Source organism: Phnomibacter ginsenosidimutans (assembly GCF_009740285.1).
Classification (GTDB): domain Bacteria; phylum Bacteroidota; class Bacteroidia; order Chitinophagales; family Chitinophagaceae; genus Phnomibacter; species Phnomibacter ginsenosidimutans.
This window is the reverse complement of the sequence record NZ_CP046566.1, coordinates 2,575,924-2,593,172: the sequence shown is the minus strand read 5'-3', so window position 1 is coordinate 2,593,172 and position 17,249 is coordinate 2,575,924. Positions and strand designations below refer to the sequence as shown.

Below are 17,249 nucleotides of genomic sequence, written 5' to 3'. Positions count from 1 at the left end.
TACTGCTTGGCATATTTCAAAATGCAAACAGCGGGGTGATGGTTACTTCACCAAAACATTGTCTTTATAGAAAAATTTGCGAACCAGTTTATCGGCCAGTGCCGGAAAAAACTTGTTCATAAATACAGTTTGTTTTCCTTGGAATGTCATCACCAGGGTACGTTTTCTTTTGGCAATGGCATTCATGATGTGCACTGCACATTCTTCCGAAGTCATCATGGCTTTTTCATCCATCGGGCTTTCGCCCTGGGCCTCTGCATTTTTGTTGAGTGCTGCATTACGGATATTGCTGCTGGTAAAGCCGGGGCACACCCACATCACATTCACGCCACTCTCCAACAGTTCGGTACGCAAGGCTTCCATCCAACCTTGCAGGGCCCACTTGCTGGCGCTGTAGCCACTGCGGCCGGGCAGGCCGCGGTAGCCGGCAATGGAACTTACGCCAATGATGTCGCCTTTTTGCTGCTGTATGTAGGGCAGGGCATACTTGGTGCAATACACCACGCCCCAAAAATTAATGTCCATCACTTTGCGGATGGTATCCAGCGAAGCTTCATGAAACTCGGCCCGCATGCTGATGCCCGCATTATTGACCAAAATGTCAACAGTCGAAAAGTTGCGGATGACGGCGTTGATGAAATTTCGGCAATCGGTTTCGTTGCTTACATCGGCCACCATGGTAAACAACTTACTGCCAGGGTTTTGTACCTGCAGTTGGTACAGTTTATCACTGTTGCGGCTGCAGGTAGCCACATTGGCGCCTGCATTCAGCAATTCTTCTACCATGGCACGGCCAATGCCGTCGCTGCCACCTGTTACTACAACTGTCTTGTTTTGAAAATATGCGGGGTTGTGTACCAATATTGCCATAGTGTATGCAAAGTTGGTCAATCGGAGAGGCGGTACTGTTAATGAAATTGCAAACAGGCTGTTGATAAACTGAAAATATTTTTTTTGGTTGCAATGAAGTCGACTCCTATTTTTGCACTCCCAAAAACGGAATACGCACTGCGAATTCTGTTACTGGAACGGGAGATCTGGTAGCTCAGTTGGTAGAGCAATACACTTTTAATGTATGGGCCCTGGGTTCGAGTCCCAGCCGGATCACAAGAAAGTCCTCGCAGTAATGCGGGGACTTTTTATTTGTATTTACTCGTTACTTTCTTTTCTTGTCAAGAAAAAATATTGCAAGTTGTTTTGATGGATTCTCATCAAAACAAAACAACCCGTAACCATCACAGCTACGGGTTGTTGGTAAAAGAAGAATGCAAGTTTATTTACCCGCTTTCTTCACGTATTTCTCCAGCCAGCTGTATTGCTCCCACAACAAGTGCAGCAGGTTTTCTTCGGCAGCATAGCCGTGGCTTTCCAAGGGCATACTCACAAAGCGTACCGTGCCGCCGTGGCCTTTGATGGCATTGTACAAACGTTCGCTGTTGATGGGGAAGGTGCCGGGGTTGTTGTCGGCATCGCCATGCACCAACAGGATGGCATCTTTAATTTTATCGGCATAGCTAAACGGACTCATTTTGTAATACAAGTCGGGGGCCTGCCAGTAAGTTCGTTCTTCATTTTGGAAACCAAACGGAGTCAACGTACGCATGTAGGCACCACTGCGGGCAATGCCTGCCTTAAACAGGCGGCTGTGGGCCAGCAGGTTGGCCGTCATAAAGGCGCCATAGCTGTGGCCACCCACTGCTGCACGGCTGGTATCGCCAAAACCCAAATCGTGGGCTGCTTTCAGGCCTGCTTCAGCATTCCAAATGAGTTGCTCTACAAAGTTGTCGTTGGGCTGTTTGTCGCCTTCGCCCACAATCGGAAACTCCGACTCATCCATTACCGCATAGCCTTGTGTAGCATAAAAAATGGGTGAGCCCCAGTTGAGGCGGGTAAACGTGTACTTGCTGCCACGCACCTGTGCAGCATCGCTGGCGCTTTTAAACTCACGTGGGTAAGCCCACATCACAATGGGCAAACGGCCATCTTTTTTTGCATCATAACCGGCAGGCAGGTAAACAGTGGCCGTAAGGTCGATGCCATCTACACGCTTGTAGGTAATTTTTTGCTTGCTTATCTGGCGCAATGCAGGCTGAGGATCGGGGAAGCTGGTTAATGCTTTTACCGTGTTGGCCTTGATGTCTCGCATGAAATAATTGGGTGCTTCGGTCGGGCTTTGACGGCTGGTTATTACCCATCCTTTTTCTGCATCCAACACATCGGTTACTGTTTCGTAGTAGCCTTTTTCGCAGCGCCAAACAATGTTGTTCTTTTTGCTGGCCAAATCGAAAACGGCATAGAAAGGCAAATCACCATCAGGAGAAGCGCCGGCACCAATCATGGGAATGCCAGTGCCATTGTTCACCGTTTGCAGCACATTGCGGCCATACTGATTGCGATGTAAAACGGGAGAACCCGGATCGTTGTAGCGGTCGTTGGTACTGCGGTCGAAGAGTACTTCTTTGGCACCGGAGCTTGGGTTGAGCTTCGACAATTTTGCCCGCTGCTTACCTTGTAGTCCTTCATTCAGCAGGGCCATGCTGGCATCGCCCCACACAATACCGCGGTAACGCATTTCAGTTTTGGTCAATTCTTTTTCGGCACCGGTAAATGGAGCACTCAGTGTGTACACTGCATCATGAAAAGGAACATTGTTTTTCATGATACCGCCATCGAGAGGCTTGGCCCAATACACAGTGGCTGGCTCATCGGCCCGCCAGTTGTGGCCACGGGTAATGTCTTGCACATTGTCGAAACCCGTTGGTGAACTTTCTGAAGAGGGTAATTCTGCCAGCACTTTAACGGTCGCACCTTTACGATCGGTTATTTTCATGGTGCTGGGAAAACCGTTTACCTGCACCAGATAGCTGAATGGCTTTTTGATGGTTTCGATGAGGTAATATTTTTTATCGGGGCTTACTGCAGCACGGCTGTAAATGGCGGGAGTGCCAATGGCTGTTTCTAAACCGCCTTTGTTTTCTACCAACTGACTGGTGGCATAAAATTCAAACAGTTGCTCGTCGTAAGGATTCTTGATCAAATCCTGATAGGTACGGCTGGGAGCAGCTTTGCCCAGGTTTTGCTGTACCACGGGGCCTTTGGGAGCCAAAGGCTTTGGTGGTGCCTGCGAAGCGGGTTTCAATGCTACGTAGTACAACAAAGTAGCATCGTCTACATAGCTGTAATCGCCCAGTACCATGTTCAGACTTTTCTTGTTTACTTTTTTGGCTACGCCGGTTTTGATATCTGCCTCGTACAAATCAATGGCGTTGGCGGTGGTATGGCTGAAGGCAAATTTTGTTTGCGAAGGATTCCAAACGGGGCTGCCGGCTTTCAGGTTGGCGGGCAGGCCAGTTACCTGCATTTCTTTGCCGGTGGCTACGATTTTGATTTTGAAATTGGTGATGTAGGTGCTGCGGCTGGGGCCAAAATTATTCGGGTTGAGGCGCATGCCTGCAATACGGAGTTCGGGCTGTGCCAGCTCTTCAATTTTGGGGTAGGAGCTACGTTCGCTGAGCAGCATGTACGTGCCTTTGTCATCGATGCTGACAGAAGGCGTGCCGGGTGCCAGCAAGATGTCGGCAATGGCTTGTGGTGGTCGCTGATACTGAATGTCGTCTTGTGCCATGCCCTGCAGCGAAAAGGCGAGGAGCAGGAGGCCAAGGAATTTCTTTTTCGTCATCATGCTTTATTGTGTTTTGAGAAAGATAGGACGATGTTTTGGGTTTTGTCCGACTGTTGCGTTTTTTCAACGCACAGGCACAAAGCCGTCAAGGTTTTTTAATGCGATATGTTTCGGGTTTTTAGTTTGTGGTTCTGAAAGTGTAGGTGGTTCAAAAAAAATAAACCGGGAATTAAGGTTAGACTCAATTCCCGGTTTTAATATTTTCAGTAAGGACTTTTACGATATTCACCTTCTAAATCCTCTCAATTAGCACATTAGCTAATTGGCCAATTATCACATTTGCATTTTACCCATTCACCCATGCTTCTCTTTCTTCCGGATTAAATTTCCAGGGGGCGAAGTTGTTTTCAATGTTGCCAAACATGGCGTTCCATTCGCCGGGGCTGTTACTCTCGTCAAGTATGAGGTAGCGGCGTTGTTTTAGAATAATATCGAGGGGAGAAATGCTTACCGGACATTCTTCTACACAGGCATTGCAAGTGGTACATGCCCGCAGTTCTTCTACGGTGATGTAGTCATGCAACAAACTTTTGCCATCATCCACCCATTGGCCATTGTTGGCCGCCAGCACTTTGCTTACGGCTTCGGCACGGTCACGGGTTTTCATCATGATGGCCCGTGGGCTCAATACTTTGCCGGTGCTGTTGGCAGGGCAGGCGGCACTGCAGCGGCCACATTCAGTGCAGCTGTAAGCATCCAGCAAATTCTTCCAGCCGAGGTCAAAAATATCTTTGGCGCCAAACTGATTGGGGGGCGCATCGGGCAGCTGGCTCAGCACCGGGTTGGTTGAAATATCTTGTCCCATAGCCAATGCCACTTCCTTTTGAATCTCTGGCATGTTGTGCATTTTGCCATAGGATTCGGGGCGGGCAAACCAGGCATTGGGGAAGGCAAATAGAATGTGCAAATGTTTGCTATACGGCAGGTAGTTCAGGAAGGCCAGAATGCCGATGATGTGTAACCACCACGCTGTTCTTTCAATGCCTGCTAGTGCTGTGTTAGACAATCCGCTCAACAAAGGACTGATGTGCTGGCTAATGACAAACGGACCAACAGCATGCTCTGCATAAGGTGAAACGTTATTGGCAATCAACACGCCTTCGGTAGCATTCATCAGCAAGAACAACGACATCAATACGATCTCCGTGATAAGAATGTAATTGGCATCACTGCGGGGCCAGCCGTTGAGATCATTGCTCATAAAACGGCGTAGTTTCAGTACGTTTCTTCTTACCAGAAATACGATACAAAAAACGAGTACAGCAAAGGCCAGTATTTCAAAAGCATTGATGAGAAAACTATAGAAACTGCCGAGCATGGGGGCAAACAACCGATGGGTGCCTAATATGCCATCCAGCACTATTTCCAATACTTCGATGTTGATGATGATGAAACCCACATACAACACAAAGTGCATGATGGCTACCAGCGGATTTTTAAACATCTTTTTTTGACCCAGCGCCAGCAATACCAGGTTGCTCATCCGCTTGTTGCGGTCGGTTTCAATGGTCTCGTCTTTGCCCATTAAAATGACGCGACGGATATTGCCAATTTTGCGGGAGAATAACCAAACAGCTGCTCCTACAATCGCTACAAATAAAGCCTGAGCCAAATACTGCATACAAATAAGTTTAGCAAGCACAATAATCGATGCAGCTAAATTAAGCGCCCCGGTGCTATGTTGCTCGAATTGTGGTTATTTTGCTGAAAAGCTGCTCAGCGTGACTAAAACATACATTCTCAATAAAGAACAAATAGCCCTGAAACTGCAACGCATGGCACTCGAAATAGCCGAGCAAAACATGGGCGAACAGCGGATTGTAATAGCCAGTATTTTGCCTAACGGTGCCATCATGAGCAAAACGGTAAAAGAAGTGTTGGCCAAGTATTTCGAAGGAACGATTGAAGAAATTACGGTGGATTTGGACAAGCGCCACCCGTCTGAGGTACAGCTGAGTTCAAAACCAGATTTAAACAGTGCCGTGCTCCTACTGTTGGACGATGTGGCCAACAGTGGCAAAACGCTTACTTATGCGTTGAAGCCTTTTCTAAATCAACATCCGCATAAAATTCAAACGGCGGTACTGGTGGCTAGAACCCACCGTAAGTTTCCCATTCAGCCTGATATTATTGGCTTTAGCCTGGCTACCACCATACAAGAATACATTGATGTAGAAGTGGAAAACGGCGAACTGGTTGGCGCCTGGATGGCTTAAGTAGTAGCTGGTTTTTACTGCAGCAATTGTTTGAATGCAGGGGTATTGTAATCCTCTGTACCAACAATCTCTTTAATCATTTCTCCTTTTTCGTTGAAGAAGAAAGTTGCTGGTATGCCAGGTACATTAAAAATGTCGGGCAAGTCGGTAGTAGGAAAGTAGGCCCATCGCTGCAGGTTTTTGCCTTGTAAAAAACGCATGCCATCAGCTTTGTCTTCATCCAAAGAAATGAGTACTACCGCAGCTTTGCTGGTATCAATGGATTGTGCCAATGCTTCTATGCTTGGCATTTCTTCTCTACAGGGGCCACACCACGAAGCCCACAAATTCACCATTACTTTTTTGCCCAGCAGACTGCTTAGTTCAAAAGCGCCGCCGTCGGCATGTTGCAATGCCAGTGCAGGCAATATTTTTTCAGTGGGTGCTGTACTGGCGGTACTGTTTTCGGTGGCCGCTTTAGGACCACAGCTTGTACAACAAAATGTAACTGTTACTAACAGCAGGAGGGGCAGAAACGATTTCATACGCATAATGACTCCGGCAAAAATAGGAGGGACTACTAAGAGTAGCTGTTAAATGAAAGGCGGTCTTTAATGTCCACCAGCATTAAAAAAAGTTCTTTAATGATGATGTAAATGCCCATCACCAGCACAAACCAGCCAAAGCCTTTTTTGAGGCTGCTGGCAGAAACTTTCTTGCTGAGCACATTGCCAACAAAAATGCCTGCAATGGCCAAACCCGAAACGCTTAGGAGCAGTGTCCAGTCCATGCTGGTTTTGCCCAAATCGCCGGTGAAGCCCAGCAAAGATTTGGCAGCTATAATGAGCAGGGATGTACCCACGGCTTGTTTCATGGGCAGCTTGCTTAGCAGTACCAACGCAGGTATGATAAGGAAGCCGCCGCCTGCACCAACCAATCCGGTTAGAACGCCAACTACTGCGCCTTCTAACAAAATGAGCGGATAGTTGAATACTTGTGGTTCTTCCGGGCAATCAACACATTTCTTTTCCCGGATCATTGAAATTGAGGCAAAGACCATGAGGATGGCAAATAAAATCATCATCATGAGCGGCTTGGTGAGTTCAAAACTGCCGATGGAGATTATGTGTTGCGGAATAGCTGGTACGATAAATGCTCGGGTGGCGTACACTGCTGCAATGGAGGGTATACCGAAAATGACCGCTGTTTTCAGGTTGACTTCACCTGCTTTGTACTTGGGAAAAGCACCTACCAAACTTGTAGCGCCTACAATGAAAAGCGAATACGCTGTGGCCACCACAGGGTTGACACCAAACAGGTAAACAAGTACGGGGACAGTCAAAATAGAGCCACCGCCTCCAATAAGGCCTAATGAAATGCCAATAACCAACGATGCTAAATAACCTGCTATTTCCATGGATTGATAATTGCTGGCAAAATTGAAGGGCTGACAATGAATCTATTGTGATTGTAATCACGCAGGCCAAAACTGGAACTTTTTTTCGGATTCTATAGGATTACTACTCCTGAATGCGTCCTTACGAGCCGTATACAGATTTCCACATTTTCATGAGCAATCAAAAATGTTTAAACATTAAATAAGACTTCATGTTGGGAATGTTTAGATTACCGGCGCATATCATTAAACAAATCGTACTGGTTTTCCACAGTCGTGGTTGCGTTTTATTAATGTTTTAACATTGATGTTTAGTTGTTGAATTTTAAATGCGATACAGGTAACCGCTTCATCCAGCTGATAATCATTGGAAATAGAAGCTTATTCAATGCTTTGCCTAACCGTTTTTCTTACAGCATTGCCGCAAGAGCGTATGCTAGAACTATTCCACAACATGGTTGTTAAAGCATCAATTAATTAAATGAACGACTGATGAGTATTTTGAAACAAATGGGAGAATACCTGTACCTGAAGAAGAAGGATCCCAACCGGCCTACCACTCAGTGGACCAAATACATGCATGGCATCAACAGAATTTCTATCCTGCTCTTTTTGTTGGCCATGATTATTTTGGTGGTAAAGCTAATCGTCAAAAAAGGTTAGGCTTTCAGTAAATGTAAAATATGAGTGGCGGCGGTGGCCGACGCATTGCCTCCTGCAGCCAGCAGTGCAAAGAGATCTTCGTAATCCTTTTTAATCCGTTGAATATTGCCTTTGTCGTTCAGAATGGCATCCAGCTCTTTCGAAATGGCCTCTACATTCATGTCGTGCTGTATCAATTCCGTCACCACGGGCTTATCCATTATCAAATTGACCAAGCGAAATGTATTTGATGGTGATAAGTCGTTTGGCAATGGCATAGCTGATGGGATTGCCTTTGTAACAAACCACCTGCGGTACCCCAAACAAAGCAGTTTCCAAGGTGGCTGTACCGCTGGTTACCAATGCTGCGGTCGCTGTTTTTAATAGTTCATAAGTAAGGCCTCCCACACAGCTTACATTGGGATAACGACTAACGAATTGCTGATAGAAACTTTCATCTGTGCCGGGAGCCATGGCCACAATAAATTGATATTGCGGGAATCGTTTCGAAACCTCCAGCATCACTGGCAGCTTAACATTGATTTCTTGTTTGCGACTGCCGGGCAAAACAGCTACAATTGGTTTGTCGGAAAATGAAGTAATGCGGGGCTGAAATTCCTGAATGGTTTGTACCAGTGGATGGCCTACGTATGCTACAGGCCATTGCCATTTGTTTTTGTAGTAGTCTTTTTCAAAAGGCAGAATCACCATCATCAAATCGATGCATTGCTTCATCATTTTTACCCGGTTCTCCTTCCAAGCCCATACTTGTGGCGAAATGTAGTAGGCCACTTTGTACCCGAGTGGTTTTGCCCATTTGGCAATCCGCAAATTGAAGCCCGGATAATCCACCAACACAATCACATCGGGCTTAAATGCTTCGATGTCTTTTTTGCAAAATGCGAGGTTATTGAGAATGGTGCGCAGGTTCATCAGCACTTCAGCAAAACCCATGAAAGCCAGCTGGCGGTAGTGTTTCACCAAGGTTGCACCGGCCGCTTCCATTTTATCGCCACCCCAGCAGCGAATGTCTGCCTGCTTATCCTGCAAGTGAATTTGCTTGATGAGGTTACTTCCGTGCAAGTCGCCGGAAGCTTCGCCGGCTATGATGTAATACTTCATGCGAATGAACTGAAATGAAATGAACTCAGGCAAAAAACTTAATCATCAATGAGGTAATGGCATATACCAACGTGATGGCAAAAACACCTTTGGCTGTTTTATCACGGTGGGTATTGATGTAGGCTGTAAACAAACCTACATTCAACAACAAACACACAACGGTGAGGCTCGATAGTAATCTTTTTTCGGTGGTCAGGTATTCAAGAAAAGTGCTGAATTCGTTGGGATAAATTTTCCAATAATAATAGATAACCACACCCACAAATGGCAGCAAAAAACCAAGTATTAAGCCGAGTTTGAAATTGTCTTTCGTCAGCATTTTCATGACCACTTTTCCTCCAGTTGCTGTTTCATTTTGTAATTGGTAAAGTCGATGGCTATGGGTACAACGCTTACGTAGTTATGTTCCAGTGCCCACACGTCTGTGTCGTCGCCTTCATCCATATTTACAAACTCACCGGTGAGCCAATAATATTTGCGGCCATGCGGGTCAACACGTTCGTCAAAATCTTCCTGGTATTTGGCATAAGCCTGTCGGCAAATTTTAATACCAGCCAGTAATTCCATGCTGACTTTAGGAATATTGACGTTGAGGAGTAAATGATTGTCCTGTTTTTCAGCCAGCAGTTTCATCACTATAGAACGAACCACTTCTCTGGCTGCAGAAAAATCAGCCTCCATGCTATAGTCCATCAGGCTAAAGCCTACTGAAGGGATGCCTTCAATGGCCGCTTCCATTGCAGCACTCATAGTGCCACTGTAAATCACATTAATAGCATGGTTGGCACCATGGTTGATGCCACTCAAACACAAATCGGGCTTGCGGTGAATGAGTTTGTCAACCGCCAGCTTCACACAGTCGGCGGGAGTGCCGCTCACTTGCCAGGCTTCAATGCCGCCAAACAGGTCGAGCTGGTTCATACGCAACGGATGGCCAATGGTGATGGCATGGCCCATGCCGCTTTGTGGTTTATCAGGTGCTACTACTACAAGTTGTCCCAAATCTTTTACGGCTTCCACCAGGTTTCGTATTCCGGGAGCGGTAATGCCGTCATCGTTGGTTATCAGAATGATAGGTCGTTCGTTTGTCATATTGTAAAAACTGGCGTAAAAGTAAACCCGGTGCCAATGCCGTAGTGGCAAATGGCCATTTATCTTTTGCAAATAATGGGCGCTAAAAATATTTGCAAAGCCAAAAAATTTAGTAATATTGCCAAAACAAGTAGCAATGAGTTTCGCCGGAAAAAACTTCAAGTACCTGCGCAAATTGCGTGGATGGACACAGGAAGACTTTGCCAATAAAGTGGGCATCAAGCGTTCGCTTGTAGGTGCTTATGAAGAGGAACGGGCCGAGCCCCGCCTCGAAGTGGTAGAAACAGTGTGCAGCATTTTCAAGTTGTCGCTGGAAGATGTGTTGCTGAAAGAACTTGCCGATGAAGGGGAGTCATATATGGCCAAACGTCGCAAGTTGAAAATGGGTGCCGAACGTTCCAATATTCAGTTTGTACCTGTAAAGGCCGCGGCTGGTTACCTGGCGGGTTACAACGATCCTGAGTTTGTGGACGAACTCAACACATTTACGCTACCAATGCTGGGCCCCGGCGAATACCGTGCCTTCGAAATCATTGGCGATTCGATGCTACCCACGCCTAGTGGCAGTGTCATAGTGGGCGAAAAGGTCGAAAATCTGGAGTATGTAAAATCCAACCAGGCATATATAGTTGTCAGCCGCACGGATGGAATCGTGTACAAGCGGATACAAAAAGAGCCGAAGTTGCAAACAACACTCACTTTGGTAAGTGATAATCCTCAATATCCTCCTTACACTGTCAAGTCAGAAGACATTGCTGAAGTTTGGCAGGCCCAAATGATTTTGAGTCGCCCTATGGAAAAACCCGTCTGGGATGTAAATCAATTGGCTACTGTGGTGAATACATTGCAGGAGCAGGTAAACTCACTTAAATCAAATCGAACGTAGAAATATTTCAATGGGTTAGTAAGTAAAAAAGCTGCCTCCTTTTGGGGGCAGCTTTGCTTTTTAGAATCAGTACGATTACAAAATTAGCATCGCATCACCATAAGTGAAAAAGCGATACTTGTCTTTAATGGCTTTTTTATACGCTTCCATTACCAAATCATAACCGGCAAAAGAGCAGGCCATAATCAGCAGGCTGGTTTTAGGCAGGTGGAAGTTGGTAATCAGCGAGTCTGCAATATTGAAATCGTAAGGTGGATGGATGAACATATTTGTCCAGCCTTCAGAAGGCTTCAACAGCTTTTCTGCGGTGAAAGATGTTTCTAATCCACGCATGGTGGTGGTGCCAATGGAGCAGATGCGATGACCTTCGGTTTTGGCTTTGTTTACAATGCGACAGGCGGTTTCATCTATGCGATAGTACTCAGCATCCATTTTGTGCTTGCTCAGGTCTTCCACTTCAATGGGGCGGAAGGTGCCGAGGCCGGTGTGCAGTGTAACTTCTGCAAAACGGATGCCTTTGATTTCGCAACGCTTAATCAATTCGCGGCTGAAGTGCAGGCCGGCGGTAGGAGCCGCTACTGCTCCTTCGTATTTGGCGTATACTGTTTGGTAGCGTTCTTTATCGCTTTCATCGGGCTTACGCTTAATGTATTTTGGAAGCGGCGTTTCGCCCAAAAAGTCGAGCATTTTGCGAAAAGCTTCTTCGGTATCATCCCACAAAAATTTGATGGTACGACCACGGCTGGTGGTGTTGTCAATGACTTCTGCTACCAGTTCGTCGTTGTCGCCAAAGTACAGTTTGTTGCCTACACGAATCTTTCTTGCGGGATCAACGATAACGTCCCACAGGCGGTTGGGGCGGTTCAGTTCACGCAGCAAAAACACTTCAATTTTAGCACCGGTTTTTTCTTTTCTACCATACATTCTTGCGGGAAAAACCTTGGTGTTGTTTACTACAAACACATCCTTGTCGTTGAAGAAATCCATGATTTCGTAGAAATGATGGTCTCTCATTTCACCGGTCTTACGATCGATAACCATAAGGCGGCTGTCTTCGCGGCGCTTCAATGGGCTTTGTGCAATGAGGTTCAGCGGAAGGTCGAACTTAAACTGCGAAAGTTTCATACAGGAAAAAATGCTTTAAAGTCAATAAAACTGATAACCTACAAGCACCTGTATGACAACGATACAAGATGGACATACTTCTGCAAGAAGCATGTGGAGGGGAAACATCCAATTGGCCTTACGGCGCCAGTTGGTTATCAAATAATCCAATAATCTGTCATTATTGGGGATGGCAAAGGTAATAAGAAGGAGAACTAAAAAAGCCAGCCGCCAGAAATTTGCGCCTGTTAAAAAACAAACGCCTCATTTTTAAGATGAGGCGTTTCTATTTTAGAATTTCAGGTGCCTAACTGTGAGGCCGTTATTCTGCAGTTGTTTTAGCGAATCAATGCCGATTTTAATGTGTTGGTCTACAAACTTGCTCGTCACTTTTTTATCGCTGGCTTCGGTTTTTACACCTTCGGGTACCATGGGGCTATCGCTTACCAGCAGCAGTGCTCCGGTAGGTATTTTGTTGTAAAAACCTACCGTGAAAATGGTCGCCGTTTCCATGTCGATGGCATAGGCCCTTACTTTCTGCAGGTATTCTTTAAACTCATCATCATGCTCCCACACCCGGCGGTTGGTGGTGTAGCAAGTGCCTGTCCAATAGTCCACACCCTTATCGCGGATAGTAGTAGATACGGCTTTTTGCAAGGCAAATGCGGGGAGTGCAGGCACTTCGGGAGGAAAGTAGTCGTTGGAGGTACCTTCGCCACGGATGGCGGCAATGGGCAAAATCAGGTCGCCGATTTTGTTGCGTTTTTTGAGGCCCCCGCATTTACCCAAAAACAAGACCGCTTTGGGCGAAATGGCGGTAAGCAAATCCATAATGGTGGCGGCGCCGGGGCTGCCCATACCAAAGTTGATGATGGTAATGTTGTCTGCCGTGGCGCATTGCATGGGACGGTCTTTCCCAATCACCTGAACCTTGTGCCATTTGGCAAATAGATCTACATAATTACTAAAGTTGGTGAGCAAAATGTATTCACCAAATTCTTCTAAAGACTGGCCGGTGTAGCGTGGCAACCAGTTGTTTACTATATCTGTTTTTGTCTTCATATCAGCTTGAGCTACAGCGTTTCATCACTGCAGGATAATTGATAAAGGTAATCAATACTTTTGGCTGATGATACAAATTGACTTTCCCGAGCCTTCGTTTCGCTTAAGAGAGACGGCAGAACTGCGGGAAATATTTGATCCGCTGCGCAAAAAATGGCTGGTGCTGACGCCAGAAGAATGGGTACGCCAAAACCTGTTGCAATGGCTGGTACAAGTGCAACAAATACCGGCTGCTTTAATTGCATTGGAAAAGATGATTGTAGTAGCCGATAGAAAACGCCGCTTCGACATTGTGGTATACAACCGCCAGCACGAACCCTGGCTACTCATTGAATGCAAAGCACCTGATATTGCACTCAACGATAAAGTTTTACAACAGGCACTGAGTTATCTGAGCAAAGTACCAGCGCAATTGCTCATGATTTCTAACGGGCAACAACATTTGTGCTGGCAGCGGCAGGAAGGAACTTTGCAATTAGTGGAACAGCTTCCTTCATTACCATAAAAAAGCGACTGTATCATACAGTCGCTTTTTGCATACATCGCTTTGCGTTGTATTATGGGAAAATGCCCAGTTCAGTATAGCTGGTAGCTACCTTGTTGATGGCTACAACGTACGCAGCACTACGCATGTCAGGAATCTCCGGATTTTTGTGCCAGCACTCGATGATTTCACGGGTAGCTTGCACCATGGTTTCTTCAAGACCACTGTGTACCAGATCCACTTCATCGGGCCCGTGCATGATGGCTTTTCTTTCGGCTTCTGCCATGTTTTTACCAGACAGCTCTTCCATTTGGTTGAGTATGCGGGCATTCATGTTTTCAGTAAAGCGTTTTTCCATGCGGCCATAGCGTACATGGCTCAGGTTTTTCAACCATTCGAAGTAAGAAACCGTTACACCACCTGCGTTCAGATACATATCTGGAACGCATACGATGCCTTTTTTCGCAAATACTTCATCCGCTTCTGGCGTACAGGGGCCGTTGGCCGCTTCGCCAATGATTTTGGCTTTGATGCGGTCGGCATTTTCACCATTAATCACGTTTTCCAACGCAGCAGGAATGAGGATATCGCAAGGCAGTTCCAGTGCTTCTTTACTATTGGCAATGTTGGTAGCGCCGGGGAAGTTGAGGATGCTGCCGGTTGCTTTTCGGTGTTGGAATACTTCTTCTTCGTTCAGGCCATTTTCGTTGTAGATGGCACCTTCGTATTCAGCTATGGCAATGACTTTGCTACCACCTTTTTCGCGGAAGAATTTAGCACTGTGATAACCTACGTTACCGAGGCCTTGTACCACTACTGTTTTGCCTTCGAGGCCCAGCGGTAATCCAATTTTATTCATCACTTCGGGCATGCTGCACACTTCACGTACGCCGTAGAAAACGCCGAGACCGGTTGCTTCCTTACGACCACGTACACCGCCTTGTGAAATAGGCTTACCGGTTACGCAACCATAACCATCAATTTCGCCTGGCTTCAGGGTGGTGTAGGTGTCTACAATCCACGCCATTTCACGTTCGCCGGTACCATAGTCGGGAGCAGGAACATCAATGCCGGGGCCAATGAAGTTTTTCTTCACTAGCTCAGATGTGTAACGACGGGTAATTTTTTCCAGTTCGTAGGCGCTGAGCTTACGAGGGTCAATTTTGATACCACCTTTGCCACCACCAAAAGGAACGTTCACAATGGCGCATTTGTAGGTCATCAATGCGGCCAGTGCCATTACTTCATCTTGGTTTACTTCGGTAGAAAAACGGATACCACCTTTACAGGGTGCTTTGTGGTGGCTGTGTTGTACACGGTATGCTTCAATCACTTCAATGTGACCATCATCCATTTTTACTGGAAAACGCATCCGCAGCACAGAGTTACATGCTTTGATTTGTTCGAGAATACCTGGATCCCATTTGGTAAATTTGGCAGCTTTGTCGAAGCTTGTGCCTACACTTTCAAAAAAACTGTACTCGGCAGACATAAAAAGTTTTTTGGGTTAACAATCGTTATTTCTATAGCAAGCAGTCCATGCATGGCCGCATGGATATTTAAGCAACAAGGAAATCAGGCACTGTGTTCTTTTTCCAATGCCTTTACTTTTTCTCAAGGCGAACGAGGTATAAAACAATACCCGCCAACACGGTGGAAAGTACTGCAACTACTACGTAAATTTTACCGTTGCTACGCATGGTATCAGCCATTTCTACCGGCTGGCTGGCAGCAGTAGTTTGTGCAAACGTTACCAGTGAAGCAACAAAAAAAGCGATGAACAGCGAGGCTGTTTTGATATACTTAGCCATTGAGAATGTTTCTGTCTTTAATGAGTTGAATGCGGATGTACAACTGCGAAATCCAAACGCCCAATAACGTCCAGCCCAACACGGCAGGCCAGAAAATAATGCGCATCATGGGGTCAATGTCATTTTGATTGATGGCGGGGTTGCCTTCGCCGCCTGGGTGCAGGCTTTCATACATTCTGGGTATGATGAAAAGGGTAGGAAAGAGCATGGTGTACGCAAAAATGTTGTACACCGCACTTACCCGTGCCCGTTTGTCAATGTCATCAATAGAAGACCGTAAGATGAAATAGGCGGCGTAAATGAGCAAAGCAATGGCTGCCAAAATTTGCTTGATATCGTTGCTCCATGGCTGGCCCCAGGTGTAGTTGGCCCAAATGGCGCCGGTTACAATGCCCAACACGCCAAACAGCATGCCGGTACTGGCAAAACGGCTACCCTTGATATCGTATGACAATTTTGAATGACGCAGGTATAATATGGAGTACACCACAGATACCGACATTAAAATCATCATGCCAAACCACATAGGTACGTGGTAATATAAGTTGCGTATACTCTCATTAACAATTGGCCGTGCCGGAACGGGCATCAGCATGCCGGCCACAAAGGCGTACAACAGGCAAACGACCGACAGTATTTTCCACCAGGATTTCTTCATGAATTGGGTTGTCGTGTTTGTGCCGACAACAATTTTGTGGTTTGCAAAAATAGGATGAAAGGAAGCTTTGCTTTGTAATAAAATTATCCCAATTCAGCAGCAATATGTGCAGGAATAGCATGCTGTAAAAAGTTGGGTAATATGTGGTTATACGTAAATAAAATTTTATCCGGATCACTGAGGTGATCAATCATGTCCTGCCACTTGGCTTCACCGTGGTTTTCAATAACGGTTGCTTTTTTGTCTTCCCGCTGCAGGTACATGGTCATACCAATGGCATCGGCTTCGGGGTGAAACTGAGTGCCGAAAAAGTAAGGGGAAAAGCGAATGGCCATCACGGCTCTTTCCAGTGGTACATGAGGCCTGGCTTTTTCGATGCACAGTAAGGATGCGCCCATATCTTTCAAACGTTGATGGTTGGGTTCAATAACCTGATAGTCGCGGCTATCAACAGCATAAAAAGGGTCCTGTAATCCTTGAAAGACAGGTTCGTTGCTTCCGTCTTTCAACATGTGTACCGGAAATACGCCAAAGGAGGTGGACTTGCGTTTGCACACATTGGCTATTTGGTAATGCCGGCATACCAATTGAAAACTGTGGCAAATAAAAAACGCATGTTTTTAGGATGGCGGGAGTCGGATTGATTCCAGTTTTCTATAGCCGATAGCCAATTGAAATAGGCTTTTTCCCAATCGGAGCCTTCCGATTCCAAAGGGCTTCCGGGCCCGCCACTACTAATATATATGTCATAAGAAGTGTCAGGTACGGCCAGGTGCCGGCGAACATCAAATTCGGTGATAGAAATATCCAGACTGTGGTAATCGGCAAAGCTGTTGACAATTTCCCGGATACAACGCATGCCCTGGTTGTCAAATCCATCATACAAATCAAGAATAGCCAGTTTAATCATGCGTAGGAGGTTGGCGCTTTTTAGGAAGCGGCAAAAGTAAGCAAAGACCAGTGGCTTCCATGGGCCAGCGCCTACTTGTTGCTCACATTAGCAGGTTGAGTACTCCTGCAAAAGAGGCTATCGAATGCTAAAAATGGGTATATGATACCTGACTGGAAAGTATTTATGAAAATGGCAGTAAGTAAAAGAATAAAATGTATTGTAA

20 protein-coding genes and 1 tRNA gene are annotated in these 17,249 nt (G+C 46.1%); 5 read left to right on the top strand and 16 right to left on the bottom strand.

Features of this window, described 5'->3' with window-relative positions; genetic code table 11:
• Positions 1-42: 42 nt before the first annotated feature.
• Entirely contained in the window at positions 43-870 is an 828-nt protein-coding gene (locus GLV81_RS11280; RefSeq protein ID WP_157478955.1) for an SDR family oxidoreductase, read from the bottom strand.
• A gap of 164 nt (positions 871-1,034) precedes the next feature.
• On the opposite strand from GLV81_RS11280, the gene GLV81_RS11275 reads away from it, so the two are divergent.
• Positions 1,035-1,107: transfer RNA gene (locus GLV81_RS11275), tRNA-Lys, on the top strand.
• A gap of 166 nt (positions 1,108-1,273) precedes the next feature.
• On the opposite strand, the gene GLV81_RS11270 is transcribed toward GLV81_RS11275, so the two are convergent.
• A complete protein-coding gene (locus GLV81_RS11270; RefSeq protein WP_197428253.1) occupies positions 1,274-3,682 on the bottom strand; it encodes an alpha/beta hydrolase family protein in 2,409 nt (802 codons plus the stop codon).
• A 286-nt stretch (positions 3,683-3,968) separates the two neighbouring features.
• Entirely contained in the window at positions 3,969-5,303 is a 1,335-nt protein-coding gene (locus GLV81_RS11265; protein WP_157478954.1) for a 4Fe-4S dicluster domain-containing protein, read from the bottom strand.
• Positions 5,304-5,403: 100 nt separating this feature from the next.
• On the opposite strand from GLV81_RS11265, the gene GLV81_RS11260 reads away from it, so the two are divergent.
• Positions 5,404-5,898 (top strand): phosphoribosyltransferase family protein, encoded by a 495-nt coding sequence (locus GLV81_RS11260; RefSeq protein WP_157478953.1) that lies wholly within the window; start codon positions 5,404-5,406, stop codon positions 5,896-5,898.
• A gap of 14 nt (positions 5,899-5,912) precedes the next feature.
• On the opposite strand, the gene GLV81_RS11255 is transcribed toward GLV81_RS11260, so the two are convergent.
• Positions 5,913-6,428, bottom strand: a complete 516-nt coding sequence (locus GLV81_RS11255; protein ID WP_157478952.1) for a TlpA family protein disulfide reductase — start codon at positions 6,426-6,428, stop codon at positions 5,913-5,915.
• 29 nt (positions 6,429-6,457) lie between these two features.
• Positions 6,458-7,294: a sulfite exporter TauE/SafE family protein gene (locus tag GLV81_RS11250; RefSeq protein ID WP_157478951.1), complete on the bottom strand. Its 837-nt coding sequence runs from the start codon at positions 7,292-7,294 to the stop codon at positions 6,458-6,460.
• Between the two features lie 471 nt (positions 7,295-7,765).
• Between GLV81_RS11250 and GLV81_RS19450 the strand changes: the two genes are divergently transcribed.
• Positions 7,766-7,936: a DUF6728 family protein gene (locus tag GLV81_RS19450; protein WP_197428252.1), complete on the top strand. Its 171-nt coding sequence runs from the start codon at positions 7,766-7,768 to the stop codon at positions 7,934-7,936.
• Here GLV81_RS19450 and GLV81_RS20390 read toward each other — a convergent pair.
• The 4 genes from GLV81_RS20390 to surE are packed head-to-tail and all read right to left on the bottom strand — an operon-like array spanning position 7,933 to position 10,129.
• The gene (locus GLV81_RS20390) at positions 7,933-8,151 is read right to left on the bottom strand and encodes a hypothetical protein (protein WP_246185949.1); all 219 of its coding nucleotides are present in this window, start codon (positions 8,149-8,151) and stop codon (positions 7,933-7,935) included. The two genes, GLV81_RS19450 and GLV81_RS20390, sit on opposite strands and share 4 nt — an antisense overlap.
• Positions 8,129-9,037: a lipid-A-disaccharide synthase gene (lpxB, locus tag GLV81_RS11245; protein WP_246185948.1), complete on the bottom strand. Its 909-nt coding sequence runs from the start codon at positions 9,035-9,037 to the stop codon at positions 8,129-8,131. Before lpxB ends, GLV81_RS20390 begins: the two co-directional genes overlap by 23 nt.
• Positions 9,038-9,062: 25 nt before the next feature.
• Positions 9,063-9,362 (bottom strand): hypothetical protein, encoded by a 300-nt coding sequence (locus GLV81_RS11240; RefSeq protein ID WP_197428251.1) that lies wholly within the window; start codon positions 9,360-9,362, stop codon positions 9,063-9,065.
• Positions 9,359-10,129 (bottom strand): 5'/3'-nucleotidase SurE, encoded by a 771-nt coding sequence (surE, locus tag GLV81_RS11235; RefSeq protein ID WP_157478949.1) that lies wholly within the window; start codon positions 10,127-10,129, stop codon positions 9,359-9,361. Before surE ends, GLV81_RS11240 begins: the two co-directional genes overlap by 4 nt.
• Before the next feature lie 136 nt (positions 10,130-10,265).
• Here surE and GLV81_RS11230 point away from each other — a divergent pair, with 136 nt between their 5' ends.
• Positions 10,266-11,015: a LexA family transcriptional regulator gene (locus GLV81_RS11230; protein ID WP_157478948.1), complete on the top strand. Its 750-nt coding sequence runs from the start codon at positions 10,266-10,268 to the stop codon at positions 11,013-11,015.
• 75 nt (positions 11,016-11,090) lie between these two features.
• Here the strand turns inward: GLV81_RS11230 and queA are convergent, their stop codons facing one another.
• Positions 11,091-12,140, bottom strand: a complete 1,050-nt coding sequence (gene queA, locus GLV81_RS11225; protein ID WP_157478947.1) for a tRNA preQ1(34) S-adenosylmethionine ribosyltransferase-isomerase QueA — start codon at positions 12,138-12,140, stop codon at positions 11,091-11,093.
• Between the two features lie 270 nt (positions 12,141-12,410).
• Positions 12,411-13,181: an AMP nucleosidase gene (locus GLV81_RS11220; RefSeq protein ID WP_157478946.1), complete on the bottom strand. Its 771-nt coding sequence runs from the start codon at positions 13,179-13,181 to the stop codon at positions 12,411-12,413.
• A 67-nt stretch (positions 13,182-13,248) separates the two neighbouring features.
• Between GLV81_RS11220 and GLV81_RS11215 the strand changes: the two genes are divergently transcribed.
• Positions 13,249-13,686, top strand: coding sequence for a type I restriction enzyme HsdR N-terminal domain-containing protein (locus GLV81_RS11215; RefSeq protein WP_157478945.1), 438 nt, complete (start codon positions 13,249-13,251; stop codon positions 13,684-13,686).
• Between the two features lie 52 nt (positions 13,687-13,738).
• Here the strand turns inward: GLV81_RS11215 and GLV81_RS11210 are convergent, their stop codons facing one another.
• The 5 genes from GLV81_RS11210 to GLV81_RS20380 form a co-directional block, all read right to left on the bottom strand.
• The gene (locus tag GLV81_RS11210; RefSeq protein ID WP_157478944.1) at positions 13,739-15,157 is read right to left on the bottom strand and encodes a Glu/Leu/Phe/Val family dehydrogenase; all 1,419 of its coding nucleotides are present in this window, start codon (positions 15,155-15,157) and stop codon (positions 13,739-13,741) included.
• A 112-nt stretch (positions 15,158-15,269) separates the two neighbouring features.
• Positions 15,270-15,476, bottom strand: a complete 207-nt coding sequence (locus GLV81_RS11205) for a CcmD family protein (protein WP_157478943.1) — start codon at positions 15,474-15,476, stop codon at positions 15,270-15,272.
• The gene (gene ccsA / locus GLV81_RS11200; protein ID WP_157478942.1) at positions 15,469-16,134 is read right to left on the bottom strand and encodes a cytochrome c biogenesis protein CcsA; all 666 of its coding nucleotides are present in this window, start codon (positions 16,132-16,134) and stop codon (positions 15,469-15,471) included. Before ccsA ends, GLV81_RS11205 begins: the two co-directional genes overlap by 8 nt.
• Positions 16,135-16,217: 83 nt before the next feature.
• Positions 16,218-16,691, bottom strand: coding sequence for a type 1 glutamine amidotransferase family protein (locus GLV81_RS20385; protein WP_246185947.1), 474 nt, complete (start codon positions 16,689-16,691; stop codon positions 16,218-16,220).
• A 5-nt stretch (positions 16,692-16,696) separates the two neighbouring features.
• A complete protein-coding gene (locus GLV81_RS20380) occupies positions 16,697-17,044 on the bottom strand; it encodes a hypothetical protein (protein ID WP_246185946.1) in 348 nt (115 codons plus the stop codon).
• Positions 17,045-17,249: the final 205 nt, after the last annotated feature.